Below are 23,947 nucleotides of genomic sequence, written 5' to 3'. Positions count from 1 at the left end.
GAGTTCTTATAGAGGACGAACGTGAGAGCTCGGTCTGCCTCGACTGTCTCCGTGGCAGGCCGGGCTCTTATGCAAACGGAGGCGCCCTGGTTATGAGAACTACCCATCTGGCCTGTTTATCGTTGTGCGTTCTGGCCTGCCTGGTCCTTGGTGTAAGCGACACCCAGGCTAATCCCAGATACAAGAACGACGCAGGAGATCCAGGCTCCAGCTGTTCCGCGTGCCATGGCGATTTCACCGGCGGCACGTCTCCTACGGGCGCCATGTTTCCCGGAGACGACAAACATCAGATGCACCGCTCGTCCAGCTACATGAATGCCGATTGCAACGTCTGTCACACCGGCGGCGATGGCAGGAATCCGTTCATCGGCTCCTCCGACGGCACCGGAGCGAATACCGGATATGGCTGCGTCGGTTGCCATGGTCGGCTGGAAGATGCCGGCAACGACTCGATCTCGGCGGGATTGGGGGCGGGGCTGCGTCAGCACCACACCCAGGCGGGAATCAGTTCCTGCGTCAACTGCCACGCCGACGCCAATCCGATGGCGTACACGCCGGTCGGCGAGCACGTCTTGCCGCCGTACTACGACACCGCAGACACAGACGCCTCGATGCCTTGTAACCCGGACGCCACCGCGAACGTGAACGAAAACTGGTCGGTGGGTGACTTCCTCGGACTCGACAACGACGGGGATCTTCTCTACGACGGTGTGGACGACGATTGCCAGATGGCCGTCGAGTGCCTGGACGACGACAACGACGGATTCGCCGTGTGCGACGGCTCCTGCGAGCTGGCGATGGGTGACCAGTGCGGCGATTGTGACGACAGCGAGGCGACGGCCAACCCGGATGGCGTCGAGGGACCGTTCGGCGATGCCACCTGCAGCGATGCGATCGACAACGATTGCGACGAGCTGACCGACACGATGGATACCGACTGCGACGCGATCGTTGTGTTCTGCGCCGACGATGACGTCGACGGTTATGTCGTTTGCGACGGCGAATGCGAGGTTCCGAGCGGTTCCGAATGCGGCGACTGCGACGACAGCAACGGCGCCGTCAACCCCGCAGCCACCGAGGGGCCGGCCGACGACGCCACCTGCAACGACGGTTTCGACAATGACTGTGACGGGACGACCGACACCGCAGACACCGACTGCGAGCCGGTGGTGGTCGTCTGCCCCGACCTCGACGAGGACGGCTACGCGGTCTGCGACGCGGGCTGCGAAGTTGCTTCCGGTGCCCAGTGCGGCGACTGCGACGACAGCAACGGTGCCGTCAACCCTGCCGGCACCGAGGGACCCTTCGGCAATGCCAGCTGTAGCGACGGTTTCGACAACGACTGTGACGGGACGACCGACACGGCAGACACCGACTGCGAGCAGGTCGTGGTCGTCTGCCCCGACCTCGACGAGGACGGCTACGCGGTCTGCGACGCCGGCTGCGAAGTGGCTTCGGGTGCGCAGTGCGGCGACTGCGACGACACCAACGGCGCCGTCAACCCTGCCGGTACCGAGGGACCCGTCACGGATCCTACCTGCGACGACGGTTTCGACAACGACTGCGACGGAACGACCGACGACGCGGACATGGACTGCGACGCCGTCGTCGTCTTCTGTCCTGATGTCGATGCCGACGGATATGCCGTCTGCGACGCCGGCTGTGAGCTGGCGGTGGACTCCCAGTGTGGCGACTGCGACGACGCCGATGGAACGGTCAACCCCGACGGGGTCGAGGGTCCGTTCGGTGACTCCACCTGTAGTGACGTGCTCGACAACGACTGCGACGGATCGGTCGACTCCGCGGACGGAGACTGCGATGCCGTGGTCGTCTTCTGCCCCGACGACGACGCCGACGGGTATGCGGTCTGCGATGGGTCGTGTGAGTTGGAAATGGGAGATCAGTGCGGCGACTGCGACGATGCCGATGGAACGGTCAACCCCGATGGGGTCGAGGGTCCGTTCGGCGACGCCACCTGTAGTGATGTGCTCGACAACGACTGCGACGGCTCGGTCGACTCCGCGGATGGAGACTGCGATGCCGTGGTCGTCTTCTGCCCCGACGACGACGCCGACGGGTACGCCGTCTGCGAGATGGGCTGTGAACTGGCGTCCGGCAGCCAGTGCGGAGATTGCGACGACACCGAAGCCGCAGTGAATCCCGCTGCCACGGAAGGACCGCCGAGCGATCCGAGCTGCACCGACGATCTCGACAACGACTGCGACGGCATGACCGATCTCGGAGATGCGGACTGCGAGCAGACGATGGTCTTCTGCGTGGACGAAGATCTGGACGGGTACGCCATCTGCGACGACACCTGCTATCTACCGGTCGATACCCTGTGCGGAGACTGTGACGATTCCGATTCGTTCGTCAATCCGGGCGCGGCCGAAGGGCCGTTCATGGATCCCACTTGCGACGACGAACTCGACAACGACTGCGACGGGTTTGTGGATCTGGACGAGACCGTCTGCACGGAGCCGACGCTCTCCGACTATGACATCGTGTTCTTCCGCTGCTCCCATCAGGCCAAGGTCGGAAAGCGAGTCTCTCTACGGATCACCATCGAGAATCAACTGGACACCGACCCGGGCGCGGAACTCACGGTCTATGGCACACGCTCGGATGGGACGAACATACCGATCGTCATGGGGTTGGAGATCTTCGACCGCACGGATCACGGGCCGCTGGGGATCGGTGGAAGAACGGCTCGAGCCTCCAAGGCGCAACGGGGTTCAAGATCCCCGAACCCGGCCAGCGGTCGCTCGCGGCCGAGATTCACCTACACGGCCACGGCCGACGATATTGGGTGGGTCACATGGATGGCCGAAATACTGGACGGAACCCCCGGCGCCGAGGACGAAGCCGAGGATACGGCCAGTTGTGTCACGAGGATCCGTAAGGACCCCTCCAATCACGGCGACGACGATGACGATGACGGTCATGATGACGATCGCGACGAGAGTGAAGACGACGACGAATAGACGTCAATGATTCTCATGCGGCTGCTCCCCCGGCTCGTCGCTGGCGAGCCCGGGGAGTCGTCGAAGCTGTCGCCACACGAACCTGACGACTAGCGGTCGCCGGACCGGCGGATGTTGCCGCTCTGTCCCGGCCCCCCGGATGCGTTACGGGTGCCTTTCCCGCCGCCGCCGGAGTGCCTCTGCTTGTGGTCGGCGCCATCGATCTCTACCTCACCGGCCTCGACCAGCTTCTGGACGGCCGGGTGATCGATGGCCTTGGCCCCGATCTCGCCGGTCTTGAACGGTCCCAGCCGGAGCTTCTTGCCACCGGGTAGCGAGATCGCCAGGGGCGCGGAAGTCTTGTTGGTGATGGATGCCATGTTCGCCTCGGGTTGTTCGTGACGAACGATAGCCTCCGCGTGGCGGAACGGCAAGCGGGCCGATTCGTCTCGATGACGCTAAGATCGCTGCCCATGACTTCACTCCCGCTTACCTCGATCCCCGGCCTGACCGAGGTCACCTGGCAGCAAGGTGCATCGAACGGACCGGTCCTCGTCCTGGAGTTGCCCCATGGGGCGACGACGGAGAACGAGTACCGCGTTGTCGCCGAGGGGCTGAAGTCCCGGCTCCCCGAGAATCTGATCGATTTCTTCCACGTCAACACGGATTTCGGAACCCCGGAATGCGCGGAGCAGATCGCTGCATTCGTGGGAAGGACCGATCCGTCGATCTCCGTCCTTATTCTGCGATGCCGGCTCCCCCGCACACTCGTCGACTGCAATCGGACGCTGGAGGAGCAGACCGACGGCATGACCGAGGCGATTCCCGTTTATGTGGACGACTCCGAGGATCGCCGGAGGCTGTCCGACCTGCATCGACAGTATCTGGAGCAGGCCGATCTGGCGTATGAACTCGCCGGTCGGCGCGGCGTCGCCATCAACCTTCACAGTTATGCCCCGCGTTCGGTGGGGATCAACGTCGTGGACGGCGGGATCGTCCAGGCGCTACACAAGGCCTACGAGCCGGAGGTCTACGAGGGCTGGCCGCGTCGGCCGGACATCGAGTTGATCTCGTCGGACGTACACGGACGGTCGCTCCTCAGCGAATCGTGGCTAACGGCCCTCCGACAGGCGTACCGCTCTGCGGGCATCCCGCTGGCGGAGAACGAGACCTATCATCTGCACGACGGAACGCTGGCAGCCAGGTACGCCGAGGACTACCCGGGGCGGGTGCTGTGCGTCGAGTTCAATCGTCAGCGATTGGCGAGGGACTATCGACCGTTCGTCGAGCTCGAGACATCGACCGACGCAGTCACGCGCTACGTCGAACCCCTGGCGCTGGCGACGCTCTCGGAGCTGGCGTCGCTTAGAGGTTGAAGTCCCTCACGAGCTGTTGACATCGTTCCATGAGTTGGAGAGCAGGTTCAGCGAATCGGCCAGGAAGGCGGAGGTCGTAGCCATCGCGGTGGCGCGGGCCTGCCGCAGCTGGGCCTCGGTCATGGCGACCGCGATCAACTCCACCAGTGTCATCCCCGACTAATGATTGCCGTATGTGTTTCGCATTCCCGTCTCCATCCCACCGAAGCAGGTGGACGAAGATTACGAATCCGAACTCACCTCTTCATGGCGAGTTTCGTAACGATTGCGAAAGTCAACGCCGACAATCCGGATAGCCCGGAAGGCGCTCCGCAAGAATCGCCAGGGCCTCTGCGGGTCCGACCCGTTGGGCCACAACGCGGCCGTCGGGCCCCACGAGCAGGCTCGTGGGGAACTGCCGGACACGGAACATCCCGGTCAGCGCCCCATCGCGCCCGCCGGGGATCACGATCCAGTCGATGCCGTGGGTGGCGAGGTAGCGATCCAGCACGCCCGGTTCGTCGCCGACGTTAATCGAGACGATACGGAAGCCGTCGTCCCGGTAGGCCTCGGCCAACCCGACCCAACCCGCGACGTCGTCGACGCAGGGCTTGCACCAGGTTCCCCAGAAGTAGATGAGGGTCCACTCCCCTCGGGTGTCGAGGAACTCGAACGACTGGCCGGACCGTGTCGTTGCCGTGAAACCCGGGACCACGTCTCCCACCAGGAGCGGCGGCACGACGCCAGGATCCAGAGAACGCTCGCGAAAACGAAGCCGGTCCCCACGCCAGTTGGAGACGAACCCGTAGGCCCGGCCATCGACCCAGAGTGTCGCCCCCTCTACGACCACCGAGGGTTCCTCACCGATGACGTCCAGCCGGACGTCCACGCCACCGAAGCCGCTACCTGCCGTCGTCAGTTGGATCCGCAGCGGCCGACCGGCGATCCGGACCGAACCGGTTCGTCGGACCCGACGGAACAGGTCCCCCTGATCGCGCAGGCCCCCGTCTTCCCGCAGATCGATCTCGAACCGGAACGGGAGTCCCTTTCCGCGGGCTCCCTTTGACGTGGCACGCCCTTCGACCCTCAGCCTCTCACCCTGATCTCGGAGTTCCCTCCACTCGTCCTCGTCGAGAACACCATCGGCGTTCAGATCGATCGCCGCAGACCAGCCGCCGTCTTCAATGGGGCGCAGTAGCAGGACACGACGCACACCGGCGAGCTGAACGAGCGCGTAACGGTCCGGCCCTGTCGGCTCAGCCTCCGGATCTTTTAGGAACACGTAGCGTGGACGGCTGCCGTCTCTTACCAACTGAACCCGATACTCGGTCGCGTACGAGAGCCTGACGATCTCGTGACGCTCGATCAACTCGGGCGGCCCGAGACGGGAGGCGGCCAGACCGTTCGACACGGCCACCAGCCACAAGCATGCAAGAACTACAGTCCGCGCAACCATTCCGGTCGTAGGGGCACGGCCCCCTCCCGTGCACCATCGAGGACTGCCAACAGACGCTCACGGTCTCTCGGCAGGCGACCCGACAACGGCAGGTAGTTCGAGGCGTGGTTGGTACGAAAGATTGCGTCGGTCGGTCGCGCAATATCGATGAAGGCGTACAACTCCTCCAACAGACCCTCGAGACCAGGCAGGACGAACTTGCCCCGACGCTCAAGCTCAGCGATCGGGGTGCCGGGGACCACGGTGAGCGTCAACAACGAGACAAACCGAGGGTCCATGGCGCCGGCGAGACGTGCCGACTCCTGCGCGTGCGGTACGGACCGTTCGACTCCGCCTGCGCCAAGCAAGAAGATCGTCGACAGCCGCATTCCGGCGTCGTGGGCAGATCGCGCGGCCTCGACATGCTGGTCGTGAGTGGCACCCTTGGCAATCCGCTTCATGGTGACGTCGTCCCCCGACTCCGGCCCCACGTAGAGCAACGAGAGCCCCGCATCCCTTAGTCGCGTCATCTCTTCCGGCGACTTCTCGAGGATGTTGCGGGCCGTGGCGTAACACGACACCCGGCGCAATCTGGGAAACGAGGCGCGACAGCGTTCGAGGATCGGAAGCCAGTGACCCAGATCCATCGCCAGCGCATCGCCGTCCGCGACGAAGATCTTTGTGATGTCGACGCCAGCCTGGGCGGCAACCTGGTCCAGATGCTCCAGCGACTCCGCGAGAGGGCGAACGCGGAAGTCCTTGGCGCGATACATGTCGCAGTAGGTACAGGCGTTCCACGAACAACCGACGGTTGCCTGCAGGATCAACGCATCCGCTTCACTGGGCGGGCGATAGATGGTCCCCTCGTACAGCACCGGTGACGACTCAGCGCTCCACGATCTGAATGTTGTCCGGGAGATTGGGAACCATGCAGAGGAATTCGAAGGGTGCGTCAAGCACGGTGTAGTCGTGAGGAACACCCGCGGGGATAAACACGACCGTACCCTCCGACACCTCGAACGACTCCGTACCGATCGTGACGCGGGCGCGACCGCGAAGCACGTACTGCTCGTGTTCCACGGTGTTGGTGTGGAGCGGCATCCCGCCGCCGTCCCCCATGCTGAACCGTCGCATCGCGAAATGGGGCGCGCCGTCGGCGGCGCCCAGCAACGTCTGGGTGGTCGTAGCCGTTCCCGCACCGACGACAGTTGCGTCGACGTCGGAGGCTTTCTTGACTGCGTGACCGCTATCGTGACTCATCGGGCGATCCTCTCAGGCTTGTGCCAGACCCTCACGGATCGCGTAACGGGCAAGATCGACACGATCGTGGATGTCCAGCTTGTTCATCGCGTTCTGGGTGTGCATCTCGACGGTCTTGACGCTGACCTTGATCAATGCCGCGATCTCTTTCTTTGACATCCCACGTGCGATGTAACGGACCGTCTCCAACTCTCTTTGAGTCAAGGTACTTGCCTTCGTCCGTGTTCCATCGCCCAGGGACATCCCCGTCTCGTCGATCACCAGCCGTTCCTGGACTCGCGGGGAGAAGTACGCCATCCCTGACGCGGCCAGGCGAATGGCCTTCAGGACGATCTCCGGCGGCTCGTCCTTGGTGATGTAACCGGTACCCTCGGACTCGAGGGCGTCGGAGATGTACCGATCGTTGAAGAAGGCGCTCAGATAGAGAACACGGGTCTCGGGACACTGCTGACGTATCTGCCGCGCCGCACTGAAGCAGTGGGTCCCCGGCATGTCGATATCCATCAAGACGATATCCGGCTGCGACTCTCCCGCACGAACGATGGCGTCGTCACCGTTTGAAGCGGTTCCGACAATCTGGATATCTTGTTCGCGGGAGAGACGATCAACGAGCATTTCACGGACGAGCGAATGGTCGTCCACAAGCAACACGGCGATCGACTGTGTCATCGAGCTTGCCTCCTGCGTTGTTGACTCAGAGCCCCCGAACCATGACCCGATCTGGGAAATCGGGTGTCGCCACAAGAGAGTAGCACGCCGGAGTGGGGCGCTGCCCCGGGGCCCAATTCCGAGAAACTCGGGCTGTATTTGCCTGCTAGCCGTTTCCGGCGCAATAGTTAAACGAGGCCCTGAGGTGCCGTCGATCCGACGAGGATTCATGAGACTCCGCGTACTGACCTACAACATCCATCGGGCGATCGGCATGGACCGACGGTTTCGCCCGGAACGGATCGTACGCATCGTCGCGCACCATGACCCGGATGTGGTTCTGCTGCAGGAAGTCGACTGCGGCGTCCCACGCTCCAGAGAGATGGACATGGCACGGGAGCTGGCGGTCTCGTTGCGCTTTCCACACTACGTCGTCGGGCACAATCACGTTCTACGAAAGGGCCGCTACGGCAACGCGACCCTCAGTCGCCATCCCATCGAGCATGAACGGAACATTGACCTGACGGTCGGGGCGAAGAAGAAGCGTGGCTGCCAACATACCCGCATCCGGATGGACGGCGACGACGGGATCCCCCGACACGTGGACGTGTTCAACCTTCATCTCGGGTTATCGGCTCGTGAGCGTACACACCAGCTCGGGCTTCTTGCCGAGTCCGGCGAGTTCGCGGCCGTCGGCCACGATGGTGCGTGCCTCGTCGGTGGAGACTTCAACGATTGGCGGTCGCTCCTGCATCCCGTCCTGACCGGCAAGATGGCCATGGCCTCCGCGACGAGTCGGGCGGACGCTCCCTCCAGAGCCGTGGCGACCTATCCGTCGTTTTCTCCGACCGGGGGGCTCGACCGCATTTACTTTCGTGGGCCGCTGAAGTCCGTCTCGGTGACCCGCTGTCCCCTGCCGATCTCCCGTATCGCCAGCGATCACCTGCCGATCCTCGCCGATTTCCACCTGGACTGATCGCCGCGCCCGCTGCGGTGGGCTACACTGAGCTGCGGCGATCGGGAGTGATTCATGGGTCTTTCGGTGAGAATTCGTGCGGCCTGCCTATCGGCCGCCCTCCTGGCGATTCTGGGCTGTGGGGGGACCGAAGACGCTCCCGCCGGGTCCCAATCGACGCCGAGCGTCACCCGGTCGGCGGTCTTCGAGCGCGGTCCGTTCGAGCGATCCCTCCTCCTCACCGGGGAACTCGAGGCCGTTCGCTCCATCGAGGTCAAGTCGCCACAGACCGCCATGTTCCAGTTACGCATTCTGTTCATGGCGGACGAGGGCTCCACGGTCGAACCGGGGGATCCACTGATCGGATTCGACGACTCGTCACTGGCCGATCGTGTGCGTGTCCTCGAGGCAGAGATCCTCAACGCCGAGATCGCCATCCTCTCGTCGCACAACCAGCTGGCCAGCCAGCTGAAAGACCTCGAGATCGAGTTGGCGGAGAAGCAGTTCGAGCGCGATCGCGCGGCGCTGCTGGCGTCGATCGACCCGGAGGTGCTCTCGCGAAAAGAGTACAGCGAGCGGCAGTTGGCGTTCTCGAAGGCCGAGGAGTCGCTGGCCGAGACGCAAGAGCGATTGGCGTTGACGCAGGGACGCGGAACCACCCAGGCCGAGGTCCTGAGAATCGATCGCGAGAAGAAGAAGAAAGATCTGCGGACCGCCCGCAGTGATCTGTCCCTTCTGACGATTCAGGCGCCGGCAGCCGGGCTGGTCGTCTTCGCCACCCGGGACAGGACGACGACGAAGCACCAGGAGGGCGATTCCTGCTGGCCGGGCCAGGTCCTGGTGAGTCTGCCGGACCTGAGCGAGATGAAGGCGGTCTTTCTGGTCAACGAGGTCGATGCCCCGCAACTGGAAGTCGGGATGCCGATCGAGATCGACCTCGACGCTTTCCCCGGCCAAACGGTTTCCGGACAGATCGAACATATCCCCTCGATGGCCGTGCGTCGCAGTGACAGTTCGAAGATCGCCATCTTCCGCGTCGAGGCGACTCTCTCGGAGACCTGGAGTGACGGGATGATGAAGCCCGGCATGTCGGCCAGAGGCCGGGTCGTGCTCGATCGACATGCCGACGCTCCACTCGTCGCTCGTGGCTCGGTCGCGAGCGATGGAGAGACGTACTGGCTCTTCACGGCCTCGGGAAGAACGACGATCGATCCGATCGCACGCAATTCGACCCACTACCTGCTGACGGAGGATGCGTGGTCCCAGCTCACCGTCACGGCGCCTGAGGCCGGCGGAGCGACCGGCGTGAAGGATGCGGCGCCATGAGTCGCCGAAGCGCTCGCTATCTTGGTTTCACCGCCCTTGCGATCGTCATCCTCGTGGTCGTCGTCCTCGGGTCAAGGTCGAGCGAAGGTTCGCGATGGGCGCGGGTGGAGCGTGGTGACCTACCGCTCGTCGTCGAGGCGCCCGGGAAACTCGAGTCCAAGATCCATATCGAGATCGGACCCCCATCGGTGAGGGATGTCTGGCGGTACAACTTGACCTGGATGATTCCGGAAGGAAGCTGGGTCAAGGAAGGCGACGTCGTCGCTCGATTCGATGCGACGGATCTGGAAGATCGGCTGCGAATCGAGCGGGCGACGCTCGAGACCACACGACAGACAAAGGACAAGGAGCAACGGAACCTCGACGTCGCGCTGAGGGAATTGCGTCTTGACCTCGTTCGCGCCGAGGGCGAACTGAAACTGGTGGATCTCGATCTCTCAGTTCCGGAGAGCCTTGTCTCTTCTCTTGAAGTCCGCGAGAACGAGTTGCGAAGAGATCTGGCCCGGCGTCGCGTCGGGTTTCTGCAGGAGAAGATCGGCTTCGAACAGGAGTGGGTACGTTCATCCCTTCAGTTGCTCGACGCCAAACAGAAATTCAGCGAGGACCGCATCGCCTACTACGAGGAGGTCAGAGACAAATTCAACATCCCCTCCCCGGTCGGTGGCCTCGTCGTCTACATCCCTAAGCGGAACGGGGACCGCTGGGAGGTAGGCGAGGCCGTCTGGATGTTGGCCAAGATCATTCGTGTGGCTGACGTATCGACTCTCCAGGTCGAGTCCACCGTCCTCGAAGCAGATGCGGCCGCCGTCGCGCCCGGGCAGCCTGCTGAGATCAAGATCGACGCGATTCCCGGGATGGTCCTCTCCACCAGTGTCGGCAGCATCGGCAAGATCGTTCGAGAGCGCTCCATTCAGGATCGCAGCAAGATCTTCGATGCCATCCTCCCATTGCATGAGATCGACACCGAAGTCTTGCGACCCGGAATGGGCGTGACCGTTCGAGTCGAGACCCGTCGCGTCGTGGGACAACTCACGATTCCTCTTGCGGCGGTCCGCAAGGACGCGGATGGAACGTGGGTCGCCGTCGCACGATCGGGAGGCACCCGAAGGCAATCGATCGTTCTCGGCGAACGAGGCGCCGAGCGGGTCATCGTTCGCGAGGGCCTGAAGGAAGGCGATCGATTGCAATTGCCGGAACGCTCATGAATCTACGCTGCGCAGGTCTCCTGACCCTCGGGCTGCTGTTGATCGCCGGATGTGGCGATCCTCCCGTCGACGACACCGTCCTCATCGTGGCGGAGACGACGTCTATCCACCTGTACGTCCCGGCAGACGGCTATCTCGAAGCCACGGATGCTTCGCCGATCGCGGTCCCGCGAGTTCCGACCGGCGCGCTGCAGGTCAAGGATCTGGCGCGGGAGGGTACGTTGGTCAAGAAGGGCGATGTCGTCGTCACCTTCGACGACACGAAACTGAATATCGACCTGGAAAACCATCGGGCGTCGTTCGCGTCATCCGAGCAACGGCTGACGGGAAACGATCTCAACGCGGAAATCGCCGAGGGGACCCTGAGCGTGATGCGTGAGGTCGCAGAGCTCGAGCGCGACAACGTCTCTGCGTTTCAGATCGTGGACACGACGATCTACAGCAAGCAGGAGATGCTTGAAGACGAGGTTCGACTCGATGACGCCGAGGAGACGATCGTGTTTGCCGATGCAAGCATCCAGCTCCGGGGTGAGTTTTACGAGATCGAGGAACGGATCCTCGATGTGGAGAAAGAGCAGGTAAGCGGCAACATCAGCCGTGTCGAGACCAGTCTTGGCAACATGGTACTTCGCTCCCCGCTCTCGGGTCTGGTGCTCTATCGAAAGAACTGGCGAGGAGCCTCGGTCGGTGTGGGCGACTCGCTGTTCTCGGGAAATGTCATCATGTCGATCGTCGATCCGGACAGTGCCGCATTGACGGCATTCGTTGCGGAGCGTGACGCCGCCCGCATAGAGAAGGGTGCCGACGCAGAGGTACGCATCGACGCCCGCCCCGGACACGTGTTCGCAGGTAAGGTGGACCACGTCGCCGAGCTCTCCCGTCCCATCGAGCGAGGGTCTCCCGTCAAGTTCACGGAAATACGCGTCGCCCTGACCGACGTCCCCGCAGGTCTTCTGAAGCCCGGGATGAAGGGAACCGCGCAAGTCTCGGCCGGCCGCGTCGAGGATCGCATCGTCGTCCCGCGCGCGGCATTGCGCGGAGAGGGTGAACAACAGTTTGTCGTGGTAGCGGAGAACGGCCAATTTGTGCGTCGACCCGTGGTTCCCGGGACCGGTGATCGCGTTCGAGTGGTGATCGACGAGGGACTGGCCGCCGGCGAGCGCGTCGTCCTCGGTGATGTCGAACTCGCCCGCGACTCCGAGGATGCCTCCTCTTCGCCGGACGCAGGTTAGGGGGCCCGGCGAATGCACTTCCTCGAGTACCTGCGGACCGCAGGCGGAAACCTCGTCAGGCAGAAACTGCGTTCACTCCTGACCATGCTCGGGATGATCTTTGGCGTGGGTGCGGTAATTTCCATGTTGTCGATCGGGGCAGGTGCACAGGCCGAGGCCCTCGAGATGATCGACGCGATGGGCCTCCGGAACATCCTCATTCGCGAGAAGGCGGTCGACAACGAGGATCTATTCACGATCCGAGAGCGTAGTCAGGGCCTGAAGCGAACCGACATCGACAACATGCGGATGGTCGCCCGGGACATTACGCTTGCAAGCGCCCAGAAGAGAATCCGAGTCGATCGGGTCCTCTCGCCCCATGGCCGCAGCGAGGGGGCGGTTCTTGGAGTCGGCCGCAATTACTTCGAACTCTCGAACCTCTCGATCTCTCGGGGCACTCTCTTCGATGCCGATGAATCGGACGGCTTCCAGCGTGTCTGCGTCCTCGGGGATCGCGCTCGCGAGGAGCTGTTTGCCTTCGAGGACCCGATCGGCCGACCCGTAAAGATCAGCGATACGTGGTTTACGGTCGTCGGACTGCTCGCCCCGCAGATCCTCGCCAAGGACTCGTTCCAGGGTGTCGATCTCGACAGTGCGGACAACTCGGTCTTCATTCCCATCAGCACGGCTCTCAAGATGTACGAGCTTTCCACACTCTCGAGCGAACTCGACGAGATCGTGTTGCAGGTCGCCCACGGCGCATCGATCGAAAGCACCACCCGGATCATCGATGAGGTGCTTGAGGATCTCCATGGCGGCGAACGTGATTTCACGATCATCGTCCCGCAAGACCTTCTGGATCAGAGCCGCAGGACGCGACGGATCTTCAACATCGTCATGGGTGGGATCGCCGGGATCTCGTTGCTGGTCGGTGGGATCGGGATCATGAATATCATGATGGCCAGCGTTCTGGAGCGAACTCGGGAGATTGGCGTTCGCCGTGCCATCGGCGCTCGACGGCGCGACATCCTCTCGCAGTTCCTGTTTGAGGCGGTCCTCATCTCGTTGCTCGGCGGCATGCTGGGCGTGATCCTGGGGATCAGCATCGCTCAGGGCGTCTCCGCGTTATCGGACTGGTCCACGGTCGTGACCGGATTCTCGATCCTGCTGTCCTTCAGCTTCTCCGTCACGGTCGGGATCGTGTTCGGGACCTACCCGGCGGTCAATGCGGCCCGGCTGAACCCTATCGACGCGCTTGGCTACGAATAGCTGCGTTTTTGTCGCGGGCATTTTTTTTCCGGATTCGTCCGCTCCATGCGCGGTATATAAACGTTCGATAGCTCCTGGGGGGGTGAGATCATGGGACGATCAGCGTTTGTCGTCGCGGCTTGGTCAGTGTTCGCGCTGGCCTTCGTGGCTCTTGTGTCTCCCGCGTTGGCTCAGACCTACGTCGAAGACGCCGCGGCGACGAAATTCAATTTTGTCTCCGACTATGGCCCCACATTCCCGGCGCTCGCATCGACCGGCGCCGACCTGCTGCAGCGAAACATGGGGACGGGTCTGGCCGTCGGCGATGTGGATGGCGACGGCGATCTGGACGTCCTCATGCTCGACCAGCTCGGTCGCACCAACCGCCTGTTCGTCAACGAGTTGGACGTCGGTGCGAAGCGTTTCAAGGACGAGACCGTCAGTTCGGGGCTGGGAGATACGGGCCTCTCGCGGGTCGCTCAATTTGCCGACCTCGACAACGACGGCGATGTCGACCTGGTCCTCGTCAACGACGACGACGGCAGCGGTAGTTACCCGACAAGCAAGATCTACCGAAACGACGGCACCGGAGTCTTTACCGACGTCACGGCCGGTTCGGGGTTCGACCCGGTCGGTTATTTTCGATGCGGTTTATCGATCGCCGACTTCGACGGCGATGGCCTCCTCGATCTCTACGTTCCGGCCTGGACCCGCGAGGTCGGCTCCGGCTCCCCGGAGTTTGACGCGTGGAACCGTGTCTACCTGAACCTTGGGAGTTTGCAGTTCGAGGACGTGACCGCGACCAACATTCCGCTGTTCGCGCGGGACAGTTTCGGGGCGGTCATCGCCAATTTTGACGGAAACCTCGATCCGGACATCTTCGTCGCCGTCGATCATACGGCCGACGCCTACTACAACAACGTCGGGGGGCGCTTCTTCGATCGGTCGATGGCGGTCGGGGCGACTCACACCGGAAACGACATGGGTCTTGCGGTCGGAGACATCGACAACGACCTGGACCTCGATGTCTTCGCCAGCAATATTACGGACCCGGATCTCTATTTCGGCACCACCCAGTTCAATGCCATGAACGTCAACGAGTTCGCGGCCACCGGGACCGTCTATTTCAACGACGAGGCCGGCGCGCGGGGCGTCGCCGACACCTACTGGGGGTGGGGCGCGGACTTCACGGATGCGGACAACGACGGTGACCTGGACCTCGTCGTCGTGTCGGGCTTCCAGCAGTTCATCGCTCTTGTCGGCCTACCCAACTCGGCACTCCTGGACACCCCGTCCGTCTTCTTCCGCAACAACGGGTCGGGTCAGTTCACCCGGGACGACGGCGTGGGTCTCCTGGCACCGGATGATTCCAGAGCGTTGATCGCGTTCGACTACGACCGGGACGGTGACGAGGATCTCGTCGTCGGCAACCTGCTCGATCCCTCAAGGCTGTACGAGAACACGAGCGGACAGTCCAACAACTACCTGTCCGTCCGGCTCGTTCAGCGTCCGGGATTGAATCGTGACGGCGTGGGAGCGCGCCTGCTGGCCACCATCGGTGGGACCACCCATCGTCGCGACATCGTTTCCGGCGAGAGCTATCTCTCGGGCAATGCAGCGGAGGCGCACTTCGGCCTCGGCTCGTCATCGACGGTCTCTCCGCTGGTCATCCGCTGGACCGACGGGACGGAGAGCACACTCCTGAATGTCGCCGCCAACCAACTTCTGACGGTCTCCCAGGGTGGCGTCGATGGAGATCTCGACGGCGTCGGCGACGCCGTCGACTGCGCGGTGGCGGATCCCGCCATCTGGAGTCAGCCGCCGGAGCCCGTGAAACTGCGAGTCGAGTCTGCGTCACCGACCGGGTTTGCCTGGCGGCAGCCCGTCGATTCCGGAACGACGACCCCGACCTACGACCTGCTTCGCTCCGGCAGCGCGACGGACTGGAGTGGGTCGACCTGTGTCGAGGACGGGACCTCCGCCATCACGGCAAGCGACGGTTCCGTTCCCGCTTCGATCTACTACTACCTGGTCCGGATTCGATCGACCTGCGGATCCCTGGTCGGGCCGGCAACAGCCGGCTCCAGGGTGGTTCCGGCCTGTAGCTAGTCGTCCGACTCGGCCCCTGCGGAGGAACCGGTCCGTCGTGCGGACGCCGAACCCTGCGGCGGGTACTCGGCGGATCCGTCGAGGGCGTCGACCATCGATTCGCTCAGATCGGGGAACGGCAGCTCACTGCGGTCCCGCCACGCGGCGACGGTTTGTTCCGCAGCCGCCGTGCGCTCGCCATCCAGTCCGTCGTCTCGACCGAGATAAAGGGTCTGCGACGGGAAAGCGAAGCCCGTCCCACTCTGATTGACGACGTCGATGAAGCGCAGATAGATATCCTCACGGATCGCAAGAAACTCTGCATAGTCCGTCGTCTTGACGTAGGTCAGGACGTCGATATCCAGCGAACTGGCGCCGAACCCGGCAAAGCGAACGCGGGCGGGGTCGTTGGTCACCTGCGGATGGGACACCAACACCTTCCGCAGCTCGGCAAGCACCCATCGCATCTGGTCGGGCGACGTCCCGTAGAGTAACCCCAACGTGGTGCTCAGCTTGATCCGATCCCGCGCGGCGAAGTTCTCCAGATGCAGCTCGGAGAAAGACGAATTGGGGACGGACACCCGGGTACGATCGAGCGTCCTGATCCGTGTCGAACGCAGACCGATCTCCTCAACCGTTCCCGTACGGCCATCACCGAATCGACAGTAGTCCCCGACCCTGATCGGCTGATCCGCGAGGATCGTCACACCGCCGAATAGATTTTCGATCGTCTTCTGGGCGGCCAGGGCCACGGCAAGGCCACCCACTCCAAGACCCGCAAGTAGGCCGGTAATCTCGAAGCCGAGATTCTGAATGACACCGATGAACGCCAACGCGATGACGAACGTCTTGACGACCCGTCGCCCCATCGGGAGCGCGGCAATTGCGGAGCGGCGCTGTTGTCGTGCCAGACGCCGACGAACCATGATCTCTGCGATGTCGACGATACGGAGAGCGATCCAGGCGATAGCCAGCAGCGCCAACGCCTTGGCGATACTGGTCACGGTCGCCTGCGCCGGCACCTTCAGCCGAAGAAACAGATTGCTCCCCAGCACCAACAGGCCCGCGGCGGTCAGCAGTCGCACGGGCGCCATCAGGCGCTCCGCCATCTGATCATCGAGGTCGGTCGCGGTCCTGGAGGTCAGCAGGCGCACGAACACCGCGACGATACGGACTCCCAACCAGGCGACGACCCAGGCCAGCAGGACAAGAATCAGCAGCCCGCCCCACTGCCAGAGTTCGATCTCCAGAATCTGCATCTCGAACATGAACGGTGGCAGGACCTCCGCCAGCGGACCGTCGCCATGAGAGTCGTAGAGACTCGGAACGCGCTCTACCGTACTGCGGGCAAACTTCCAGGTCTGCCCACCGCTGTCCAGCGGGATCCGTTGCAGGAAGAACTCGACATCACCTTCGCCACGAAGGCGCTCCAGGTCCGGCGGAAGACCGTCCTCCAGATCGCCCGTCGGCTGATCCGAGATCTGCTCGTAGTGGATCCAGAGGACACGATCGAGAACCGACTTGAGTCGCCGCGCCAGCTTCGGCCCGTTCGCGTCGGGTTGGGAGCGGAGATCGAGCATCGTCGCCGCACGCTCGTAGTCCCCTGTCCGCGCCGCGTCGATGTACGTGCGCACCGCCGAGACCGGCGTTCCGCCGTCATCTTCCCCTGCAGCCGGCGGCGATACCGGCGGCTCGGTGGATGCAATCAACGGGAGTGTGGCGGCGAACAGCAACCCGACAACGAGCCCGCAGGCGATTCGACGCATCATGAACTCCCCGGGACTCGTCGACTCCAACGATCGGCGATGGACTCCAGTCGGGCCAGGTACTCGTCCGCGAACTGAAAGTCCTCGCGTTCGATCAGGTCACGTGTCCGCCTCAATGACGTGGTCGGGTCCACGCCCTGAGGGTTGTAGCCACGTTGATCCGACTGATCGATGATCAATAACGCATAGAACGACACCAGCGCCTCGGTCCGCGGCGAGCGGCGCTGCAGGAGGCTGCGACCGCCGAAAGTTTGAAAGACGTACGCCGCGTACGAGTAAAGCGACTCATCGGTCAGCGATGTCTTTCCGGACCGTACGCACGTTTCACGGCTGGCGGCCCAACGCCAGAGCGTCATCGACAACGGCTCGATCAGATACGCCTCCTCGCGTAGAACCCGTCGTGTGGCGGTCAGCGACTTGCCCTCGACACTACGTGAGAGATGGAAGATATTCGCCAGCAGCTGGGCGTGACGCTTGATCTCCCCTTCCGAATCCGGTGGATGGGCGGCCAACGACTCGGCGACCTCCTCGAGGAGCCCGCAGCTGCCACCCACCCTTCGGTCGTCGCCGCGGTACGACCGACGGTCGATCACGGCGCAGACTCTGGAGAGATCCAGGTCGATCTCGGCACATGCGGTGGGTTCGTCGAAGTCATCGGGCCAGCGCGGTTCGTGCCCCAGGAGTGTCTCCCAGTGGCTGACCCGGTTCGCCGCCTCCGCCTCCAGCGCCTCGCCGGCCGAGGCATCGACGGTGGTTTCTCCGGCATCTGCGCCTTCCGCCTGGTCGGGGGGCGCGGTCGGCCACCACACGAACGCGGCGACGGCGATCCCGATAACGAGGGCTGCCACCCAGAGGACGGGAACAAGGGAAGACGAAGCGCGTGGTTCCATGATTCCAAGGCTATCAGGCAATCGGGACCCGATACCATCCGATTTGCGGCCACCTCACCCGAAATGGGGTCGGATGGCGTCGAGAATCCCCGCTTTGGCGGCCCACGACGGGAACGTTTCTTGCTCTCCGTCGTTGGGATAGGATCGTCAACAGGCGGACCTCCCGAGGGACGGTCACGCGGGGGAATCACATGGAAAAGCTCCGGCGGCTCGGCGTCGCACTCGTCGTGCTCATCGCGTGCGTTCTCTGCCTGTCCGATGGCATCACCCGGGCCGAGGAGACCCTCACCGTCCAGGGCCGGGTCACCGACCGCGATGGCCAACCCATCGCCGAGGCTTCGGTCGAACTCCGACCGATCCGCTCGAGCCTGGCCCGCCTCTCGTCCACCGATGACCGCGACGACGCGGCCGCGCGAACACGAAGCGATGAGGGCGGCTGGTTCCGTCTCGAGGCTCCGGCACCGGGGATGTGGGGCGTCGAGATCCACGCAGCCGGTTTTGTCAGCCGTGAAGCCCTGCTTCAGCCACTGGTCGAACCGATCAACCTTCCCGACGTGCGTCTTCGCCAGGAGCGTGCGCTGTCGGTCCTGATCGTCGATGACGGCGGCACCGCGGTCCCCTCGGCGCGGGTCATCGCCCACCCGGAACGATCGCGGTTTGGCGGGAGTCTCTGGAGACGACCTCTCAGGGAGTGCACGACCGACGACAGCGGTCGTTGTCGTCTTCCCCGCGACACTCACGAACGAATCAATCTCTCGGCGTCCGACGACTCGGGTCGCTACGCCGAGTTGGAGAGTGTGAGCGGTGCCTCCGCACGGATCGTCGTGCCGACGGGCAAGGCGGTCACCGTCGCCGGACGTACGGCCGAGGGGCAACCACGTCCGGGTATGGTGGCGTCCGTGGGCAGCTGGGCGCATCCGATGGGCGTCACCGATGAAGACGGGCAGCTGTCACTTAACGTGCCCAACGCATCCGAACTGTCCGTCACGCTGGTCGACGATGCCGGCCGGACGGTCTCGAAGACGATCCAGGGCGGCAAGGAGTTCGATAAGGTTGTGACTCTGGCCTTCCCGGAAGCCTCCCGTGCGACCGGTCGGCTCATCGCGTCGGACTCGCGACGGGGTGTCGGCGGGGCCATCGTCTGGGACTCACGAAACCCGAGCCTGTACACCGTCGCCGACGGAAACGGCTCGTTTGCCGTGGACTGTTCGATCGGAGACCGCCTCAACCTCCGTGGCGGCGCGCCGGGCTACCTCCCCTCTCGATCTGCGGACCTGACCGTCGGCGCGTTGGGCCAGCAGCCGCCGACGCTTGTCCTGCAACCGGCAGCTGCCATCGAGGGCAACGTGACAAACGCCGACGGCGACGCCGTTGCCGGCGCAGAGATAACCCTGGAAGAAAAGCACGTCGGGGGTTCGTTCCGGATAGAGATCGGTGGGCCGGAGGTCAAGGCCCGAACGAAGACCCGTGAAGACGGCAGCTACCGATTGAGTCCGATCGATCCGGAACGACGCTGGCAGATCGATGTCGCCGCCGAGGGCTACGCGCCGCTCCGCCACGGGTTGGGAACCCTTCGTCCACGGAAGACCACCCCGTCGGTCGACATCACACTCGAGCCCGGCGCGACCGTGATCGGCCGTCTCGTGGACACGGACGGTATCCCGCTGGATGCCGGAAGCGTCTCCCTGGCGAAGGCCACCCGCGGTGGCGGCGGACCGATGATGGTGATGGAGCCCGGTGACGGGAAGACCGCGGCGGAATCCGAATCGGACCTCGAGGGATCGTTCCAGTTGACCGGGATCCCCACGGGGAAGTTTGACCTCAAGGCATCGCGACCCGGTTTTGCCTCGCGAGACCTCCCCGGACTGGAGGTTCTCGAAACCGGCGAACAGATCGATGTCGGCGACTTCATCCTCGAACCCGGCGAGACGATCCAGGGTCGGGTGATCGACTCCGACGGTGTCGCCGTCGAGGGGGCCACGATCGCGGTCGGAGGTGGCGGGATGCGGATGATGATCGGCGGCCCCGGTGACTTCGAAGAACAGGAACCCGATGCCATCACCGACGTCAACGGCTGGTTTTCGGCGGAGGACCTGAACCCGAAGTCCAGCCCCGCGCTAACGGTCTCGCGGGCCGGGTTCATCACCCATTCGAGCGGCAGCAACCCGCTTCCACAGGTCGAGCCCCTGGAGATCACTCTGGAGCCTTCATCGGATATCGGCGGGAAGATCGTCGATGACAACGACGAGGCGATCCCCGGCGCAACGGTCAATCTGTCGCGAACGAGAACGATGCAGATGGGTGGCAACACCATGATGATGCAGATGATGATGGACACGACCACCGATTCAGCCGGTGAGTTCCTGTTCGAGAACGAAGAGCCGGGCACCGTCTCGATCTCGTCTTCGTCCGCGGGTTTTCAGGAGGCCAAGCGAGACAACCTCGAAGTCCCCAAGGGTGAGGACCTGCTCGACATCAAGTTGACCCTGACGCCCGGGGCCATCCTCCAGGGCAAGGTCATGACACCCGACGGCCGACCGGCAATCGGAGCAGAGGTCAAGAAGGTCGGCAGCGACGACGAGCGTCGCTTCATGCCGGGGAATCCCGTCGATGGAAGTGGAAGTTACCGTCTCGAGGGTCTGACATCCGGCACGATCTCCGTCGAGGCCACAAGCCCCGACTATCCACGAGTCGTCCGTGACATCCAGCTGGAAGACGGTCTCAACACGCTGGACCTCGAGTTTCAGGGTGGGCAGGGCGTCCGCGGCGAGGTCATCGACGACAGTGGCAAGCCGATCCCCGACGCGTCCGTTCGTCTTGCGACACTCGGGAGCTTCTGGGGCGGCCCCGAGACGTTGAGCGACGGCTCCGGTCGATTCGAACTGCCGGGCGTTCAGTCCGGCGAATACCGTTTGTTCGTCAGCGCCGAAGGTTATGCACCGGAGCCCGGCGGGCAGACAATCGTGGTCGAAGAGCAACCGATCGACGGCATTCAGGTTGTGTTGGATGCCGGCGCTCTCATCGAGGGGCGGATCGTCGGTGTCGCCGAAGCGGACCTACCACGGGTCTCTGTCCGGGCGGAGGGAACCGGCTTCGGCGGTTTCGGTGGCAACGCCGTTGACTACGAGGGTCGGTTTCGCCTGGAGCATCTTGCTCCGGGGACCTACGACGTCGTCGCCAAGCTCTCTCAGAGCGGGCGCCAGGCGCGCGAGCGGGTTGTGCTCGAACCGGGACAACCCTCGGCGCAGGTCGAGCTGGTGTTCGGCGGCGGCCTGACACTCTCGGGGCAGGCGCTGCAGTCCGACGTCCCGATTCGTAACGCCTCGATCTACGTCAGCTCACAGGGGACCAACACGGATGGTGACGGCCCCACCGACGCCGAGGGCCGCTTCTCGATCGACGGCCTCGAGGCCGGTGTCTACCGCGTCCAACTTCAGGACTTCCGTAGCGGATTGAGTTACAGCGAAGAGGTGGAGGTCACCTCCAATCGCGAAATCACGCTGAACGTTCCGAGCGGTGAGATCGTCGGACGTGTCACCGACGGCGGCGATCGCCGTGCGCTCGCTGGTGTAACGGTGACGCTCGAGGCTCCGGACGATGCCGGCCGATCCCCGTTCGCCAGCCACACCGCGACCAGCGATATCGACGGCAAATTCAGAGTTCTGGATGTCGGGGACGGCAACTGGACGCTACACGCACGCAAGAAGGGCTACAGCGCCCAGCAACAACAGGTCCAGGTTCAGTCGGGGCGCGGCCCCGAGAACCTTCGGCTGACGATGGATCCGACCGAGGGCATGACGCTCGAGACCCGTCTTCCCAACGGTCGGCCACCGGCCGAGGTCGACGTCGCCGTCATGACACCGTCCGGTGTCGCGCTCGTCCGAGACACCCTGGCAACCGGCGAGAACGGACGGGTACGTCTGACGACGGTGCCTCCCGGCGAGTGGGATGCGCTCGTTCAGGCGGGTGGCTCGGCCACGACCCGGGTACGGGCCCAATCGTCCGGCGCGACGACCGCCGTCAGCCTTCAACCGGCCTGCGAACTGGAAGTGGTAATCCCCGAACTGGGGCCCGGCGGGGCTCCGGCGACGATGACGATCACGGACAGCCGGGGACAGCCCTATCGAGCCCTCGGCTGGGGTGCCCAGCCGAGATCGGAATGGACGCTGTACTCCGGTCGAGGACGCCTGCGTCAGCTACCACCCGGCAGCTGGACGGTGCAGGTGCGCTCCGGCGACTCCAGCTGGCAGGGACAGGCAACGACCACGCCCGGGCAGCCGACGACGCTCACTCTCGAGTGACGTCGTCGCCCTCCCGGGGGCCAGGCCGAAGAACCGACAGGTAGTCGCGAAATTCTTGCCGAGCCGCGATAAACTCGGCTCGGTCCAGTTGTAGTTCGGCGCTGATCTGCTTGATGGTCTGATCCTCGACGGTCGACACGTCGTGGTCGGCGGCAGAGATGGCGAACAGGCTCCGCAGCAGGGCACGTTTCTGACTCAGGTTGGCAAGTCGGTTGAACTCACGAGTGACGACGAAGTTCTCGGTTCCACCGAACAGGAGGTTCTGCGTCTTGGCCATCTGCACGACGACGATCGCCTGTCGTTCATCGAGCCCGGCATGCTCGATCAGCATACGCTCCATTCCCGAGGACTCGTCGGAGCAGATCTCTCGATCCGCGTACGCCACACGGGAAAGGATGTACGCGAATGCCGCCGTGAATCGGGCACGGTCCGGATCCATCTCGTCGAGCTGGGCCACGATCTTGCGGACGGAATCGGTCTCTGGGCCGGTGTCCGGCGTTTCGCTCTTTCCGAGCCCCAGAAAATTCAGAATCGACATCGGACATTCTCCTTCGCCGACGATCCGGCATGCCGGCTGGGCGTGACTCGATGGATCGTCGCGCCGGCATCCTCGCACATCTGACGTCGCTGCCGACAACCGTCGACGGTCGACCCGACACCCAGTCGTTCCTTACGTGGCTCCGGCGATCCGGTTTCGCGTCGTGGCAGATCCTACCTGTGGGGCCGGTCCACCACCATCGATCCCCCTATGCGTCCCCGTCGTCGTTTGCGGGAGATCTCTCCCTCATCGATCGACGAGACGATCGGCCTCCGGGTCCGCGACGACTGGCGCAATTCGCCAGGTCGACCCAGCAACGCCCGTGGCTTGAGGATTGGGTGCTCTACGCGGCGTTGCGTGGAAAGCTGCGACGACCCTGGTACCGCTGGCCCGTCGCCCTGCGTCGCCGACAACCCGCTGCCCTGCGCGATGCGATGGTCTCTCTACGGGACTCCATCGATCTCGAACGTCGCATCCAGTGTCGTTTCGCGGACGGCTGGTCGAGGTTTCGACGTCGCGCAGCTCGGGCTGACATCGAGCTTGTCGGGGATCTCCCCTTCTACCCGGCTCTCGACAGCGCGGACGTCTGGGGGCGGCCGAACCTGTTCCACATGGATGCCGACGGCACGATCGAACTGGAGGCCGGCGTGCCCCCGGACTATTTTTCTCGTCGTGGTCAACGATGGCAGGCCCCCCTCTACCGTTGGGAGGCGGACGATCGCTCGAACGAGTCTCTCTGGCGAGCAAGAATCGATACG

The 23,947-nt window shown here is 63.7% G+C and carries 19 protein-coding genes; 10 read left to right on the top strand and 9 right to left on the bottom strand.

Going from position 1 to position 23,947, the window contains the following annotated elements; all coding sequences use genetic code 11:
- The first annotated feature begins 92 nt into the window (after positions 1 to 92).
- Positions 93 to 2,984 (top strand): MopE-related protein, encoded by a 2,892-nt coding sequence (locus tag OES25_13295; protein ID MDH3628615.1) that lies wholly within the window; start codon positions 93 to 95, stop codon positions 2,982 to 2,984.
- An 89-nt stretch (positions 2,985 to 3,073) separates the two neighbouring features.
- Here OES25_13295 and OES25_13290 read toward each other — a convergent pair whose 3' ends face one another.
- Positions 3,074 to 3,343: a hypothetical protein gene (locus OES25_13290; protein ID MDH3628614.1), complete on the bottom strand. Its 270-nt coding sequence runs from the start codon at positions 3,341 to 3,343 to the stop codon at positions 3,074 to 3,076.
- A 93-nt stretch (positions 3,344 to 3,436) separates the two neighbouring features.
- Here OES25_13290 and OES25_13285 point away from each other — a divergent pair, with 93 nt between their 5' ends.
- Positions 3,437 to 4,339, top strand: coding sequence for an N-formylglutamate amidohydrolase (locus tag OES25_13285; GenBank protein MDH3628613.1), 903 nt, complete (start codon positions 3,437 to 3,439; stop codon positions 4,337 to 4,339).
- Between the two features lie 6 nt (positions 4,340 to 4,345).
- Here OES25_13285 and OES25_13280 read toward each other — a convergent pair whose 3' ends face one another.
- From OES25_13280 to OES25_13260, 5 genes are all read right to left on the bottom strand, one after another.
- Complete coding sequence (locus OES25_13280; GenBank protein ID MDH3628612.1) at positions 4,346 to 4,492, bottom strand: hypothetical protein; 147 nt, start codon at positions 4,490 to 4,492, stop codon at positions 4,346 to 4,348.
- A 121-nt stretch (positions 4,493 to 4,613) separates the two neighbouring features.
- On the bottom strand, positions 4,614 to 5,735 hold the full coding sequence (locus OES25_13275) for a TlpA family protein disulfide reductase (GenBank protein ID MDH3628611.1): 1,122 nt from the start codon (positions 5,733 to 5,735) through the stop codon (positions 4,614 to 4,616).
- Between the two features lie 20 nt (positions 5,736 to 5,755).
- A complete protein-coding gene (locus OES25_13270) occupies positions 5,756 to 6,628 on the bottom strand; it encodes a radical SAM protein (protein ID MDH3628610.1) in 873 nt (290 codons plus the stop codon).
- A 10-nt stretch (positions 6,629 to 6,638) separates the two neighbouring features.
- Entirely contained in the window at positions 6,639 to 7,013 is a 375-nt protein-coding gene (locus OES25_13265; GenBank protein ID MDH3628609.1) for a cupin domain-containing protein, read from the bottom strand.
- Between the two features lie 12 nt (positions 7,014 to 7,025).
- Complete coding sequence (locus tag OES25_13260; protein MDH3628608.1) at positions 7,026 to 7,682, bottom strand: response regulator transcription factor; 657 nt, start codon at positions 7,680 to 7,682, stop codon at positions 7,026 to 7,028.
- Positions 7,683 to 7,890: 208 nt separating this feature from the next.
- On the opposite strand from OES25_13260, the gene OES25_13255 reads away from it, so the two are divergent.
- The 6 genes from OES25_13255 to OES25_13230 all read left to right on the top strand — a co-directional run bounded on the left by OES25_13255 (position 7,891) and on the right by OES25_13230 (position 15,715).
- Positions 7,891 to 8,637, top strand: coding sequence for an endonuclease/exonuclease/phosphatase family protein (locus OES25_13255; GenBank protein ID MDH3628607.1), 747 nt, complete (start codon positions 7,891 to 7,893; stop codon positions 8,635 to 8,637).
- 54 nt (positions 8,638 to 8,691) lie between these two features.
- Positions 8,692 to 9,942, top strand: coding sequence for an efflux RND transporter periplasmic adaptor subunit (locus tag OES25_13250; protein MDH3628606.1), 1,251 nt, complete (start codon positions 8,692 to 8,694; stop codon positions 9,940 to 9,942).
- A complete protein-coding gene (locus OES25_13245; GenBank protein MDH3628605.1) occupies positions 9,939 to 11,147 on the top strand; it encodes an efflux RND transporter periplasmic adaptor subunit in 1,209 nt (402 codons plus the stop codon). The genes OES25_13250 and OES25_13245 overlap by 4 nt, the downstream gene beginning before the upstream one ends.
- Positions 11,144 to 12,379, top strand: coding sequence for an efflux RND transporter periplasmic adaptor subunit (locus OES25_13240; GenBank protein MDH3628604.1), 1,236 nt, complete (start codon positions 11,144 to 11,146; stop codon positions 12,377 to 12,379). The genes OES25_13245 and OES25_13240 overlap by 4 nt, the downstream gene beginning before the upstream one ends.
- A 12-nt stretch (positions 12,380 to 12,391) precedes the next feature.
- Complete coding sequence (locus tag OES25_13235; protein ID MDH3628603.1) at positions 12,392 to 13,627, top strand: ABC transporter permease; 1,236 nt, start codon at positions 12,392 to 12,394, stop codon at positions 13,625 to 13,627.
- Positions 13,628 to 13,717: 90 nt separating this feature from the next.
- Complete coding sequence (locus OES25_13230) at positions 13,718 to 15,715, top strand: CRTAC1 family protein (protein ID MDH3628602.1); 1,998 nt, start codon at positions 13,718 to 13,720, stop codon at positions 15,713 to 15,715.
- On the opposite strand, the gene OES25_13225 is transcribed toward OES25_13230, so the two are convergent.
- Positions 15,712 to 17,463, bottom strand: coding sequence for a mechanosensitive ion channel family protein (locus OES25_13225; protein MDH3628601.1), 1,752 nt, complete (start codon positions 17,461 to 17,463; stop codon positions 15,712 to 15,714). The genes OES25_13230 and OES25_13225 overlap by 4 nt on opposite strands.
- The gene (locus OES25_13220) at positions 17,460 to 18,350 is read right to left on the bottom strand and encodes a hypothetical protein (GenBank protein MDH3628600.1); all 891 of its coding nucleotides are present in this window, start codon (positions 18,348 to 18,350) and stop codon (positions 17,460 to 17,462) included. Before OES25_13220 ends, OES25_13225 begins: the two co-directional genes overlap by 4 nt.
- A 191-nt stretch (positions 18,351 to 18,541) precedes the next feature.
- Here OES25_13220 and OES25_13215 point away from each other — a divergent pair, with 191 nt between their 5' ends.
- Complete coding sequence (locus tag OES25_13215; protein ID MDH3628599.1) at positions 18,542 to 22,651, top strand: carboxypeptidase-like regulatory domain-containing protein; 4,110 nt, start codon at positions 18,542 to 18,544, stop codon at positions 22,649 to 22,651.
- Here OES25_13215 and OES25_13210 read toward each other — a convergent pair.
- Positions 22,638 to 23,189 (bottom strand): TerB family tellurite resistance protein, encoded by a 552-nt coding sequence (locus OES25_13210; GenBank protein ID MDH3628598.1) that lies wholly within the window; start codon positions 23,187 to 23,189, stop codon positions 22,638 to 22,640. The two genes, OES25_13215 and OES25_13210, sit on opposite strands and share 14 nt — an antisense overlap.
- A gap of 50 nt (positions 23,190 to 23,239) precedes the next feature.
- On the opposite strand from OES25_13210, the gene OES25_13205 reads away from it, so the two are divergent.
- A partial coding sequence (locus tag OES25_13205) for a 4-alpha-glucanotransferase (protein ID MDH3628597.1) occupies positions 23,240 to 23,947 on the top strand: 708 nt, incomplete at its 3' end.

The organism is Acidobacteriota bacterium (assembly GCA_029861955.1).
In the GTDB taxonomy this organism is placed as follows: Bacteria; Acidobacteriota; Polarisedimenticolia; order Polarisedimenticolales; family Polarisedimenticolaceae; genus JAOTYK01.
This window is presented reverse-complemented; position numbering and strand designations above follow the sequence as displayed.

What these genes read in the sequence shown, in the direction of transcription:
- OES25_13295 (MDH3628615.1), top strand. Translation starts at nt 93, where the DNA reads ATGAGAACTACCCATCTGGCCTGTTTATCGTTGTGCGTTCTGGCCTGC.
- OES25_13290 (MDH3628614.1), bottom strand. Translation starts at nt 3,343, where the DNA reads ATGGCATCCATCACCAACAAGACTTCCGCGCCCCTGGCGATCTCGCTA.
- OES25_13285 (MDH3628613.1), top strand. Translation starts at nt 3,437, where the DNA reads ATGACTTCACTCCCGCTTACCTCGATCCCCGGCCTGACCGAGGTCACC.
- OES25_13280 (MDH3628612.1), bottom strand. Translation starts at nt 4,492, where the DNA reads ATGACACTGGTGGAGTTGATCGCGGTCGCCATGACCGAGGCCCAGCTG.
- OES25_13265 (MDH3628609.1), bottom strand. Translation starts at nt 7,013, where the DNA reads ATGAGTCACGATAGCGGTCACGCAGTCAAGAAAGCCTCCGACGTCGAC.
- OES25_13260 (MDH3628608.1), bottom strand. Translation starts at nt 7,682, where the DNA reads ATGACACAGTCGATCGCCGTGTTGCTTGTGGACGACCATTCGCTCGTC.
- OES25_13255 (MDH3628607.1), top strand. Translation starts at nt 7,891, where the DNA reads ATGAGACTCCGCGTACTGACCTACAACATCCATCGGGCGATCGGCATG.
- OES25_13250 (MDH3628606.1), top strand. Translation starts at nt 8,692, where the DNA reads ATGGGTCTTTCGGTGAGAATTCGTGCGGCCTGCCTATCGGCCGCCCTC.
- OES25_13245 (MDH3628605.1), top strand. Translation starts at nt 9,939, where the DNA reads ATGAGTCGCCGAAGCGCTCGCTATCTTGGTTTCACCGCCCTTGCGATC.
- OES25_13240 (MDH3628604.1), top strand. Translation starts at nt 11,144, where the DNA reads ATGAATCTACGCTGCGCAGGTCTCCTGACCCTCGGGCTGCTGTTGATC.
- OES25_13235 (MDH3628603.1), top strand. Translation starts at nt 12,392, where the DNA reads ATGCACTTCCTCGAGTACCTGCGGACCGCAGGCGGAAACCTCGTCAGG.
- OES25_13230 (MDH3628602.1), top strand. Translation starts at nt 13,718, where the DNA reads ATGGGACGATCAGCGTTTGTCGTCGCGGCTTGGTCAGTGTTCGCGCTG.
- OES25_13225 (MDH3628601.1), bottom strand. Translation starts at nt 17,463, where the DNA reads ATGATGCGTCGAATCGCCTGCGGGCTCGTTGTCGGGTTGCTGTTCGCC.
- OES25_13220 (MDH3628600.1), bottom strand. Translation starts at nt 18,350, where the DNA reads ATGGAACCACGCGCTTCGTCTTCCCTTGTTCCCGTCCTCTGGGTGGCA.
- OES25_13215 (MDH3628599.1), top strand. Translation starts at nt 18,542, where the DNA reads ATGGAAAAGCTCCGGCGGCTCGGCGTCGCACTCGTCGTGCTCATCGCG.
- OES25_13210 (MDH3628598.1), bottom strand. Translation starts at nt 23,189, where the DNA reads ATGTCGATTCTGAATTTTCTGGGGCTCGGAAAGAGCGAAACGCCGGAC.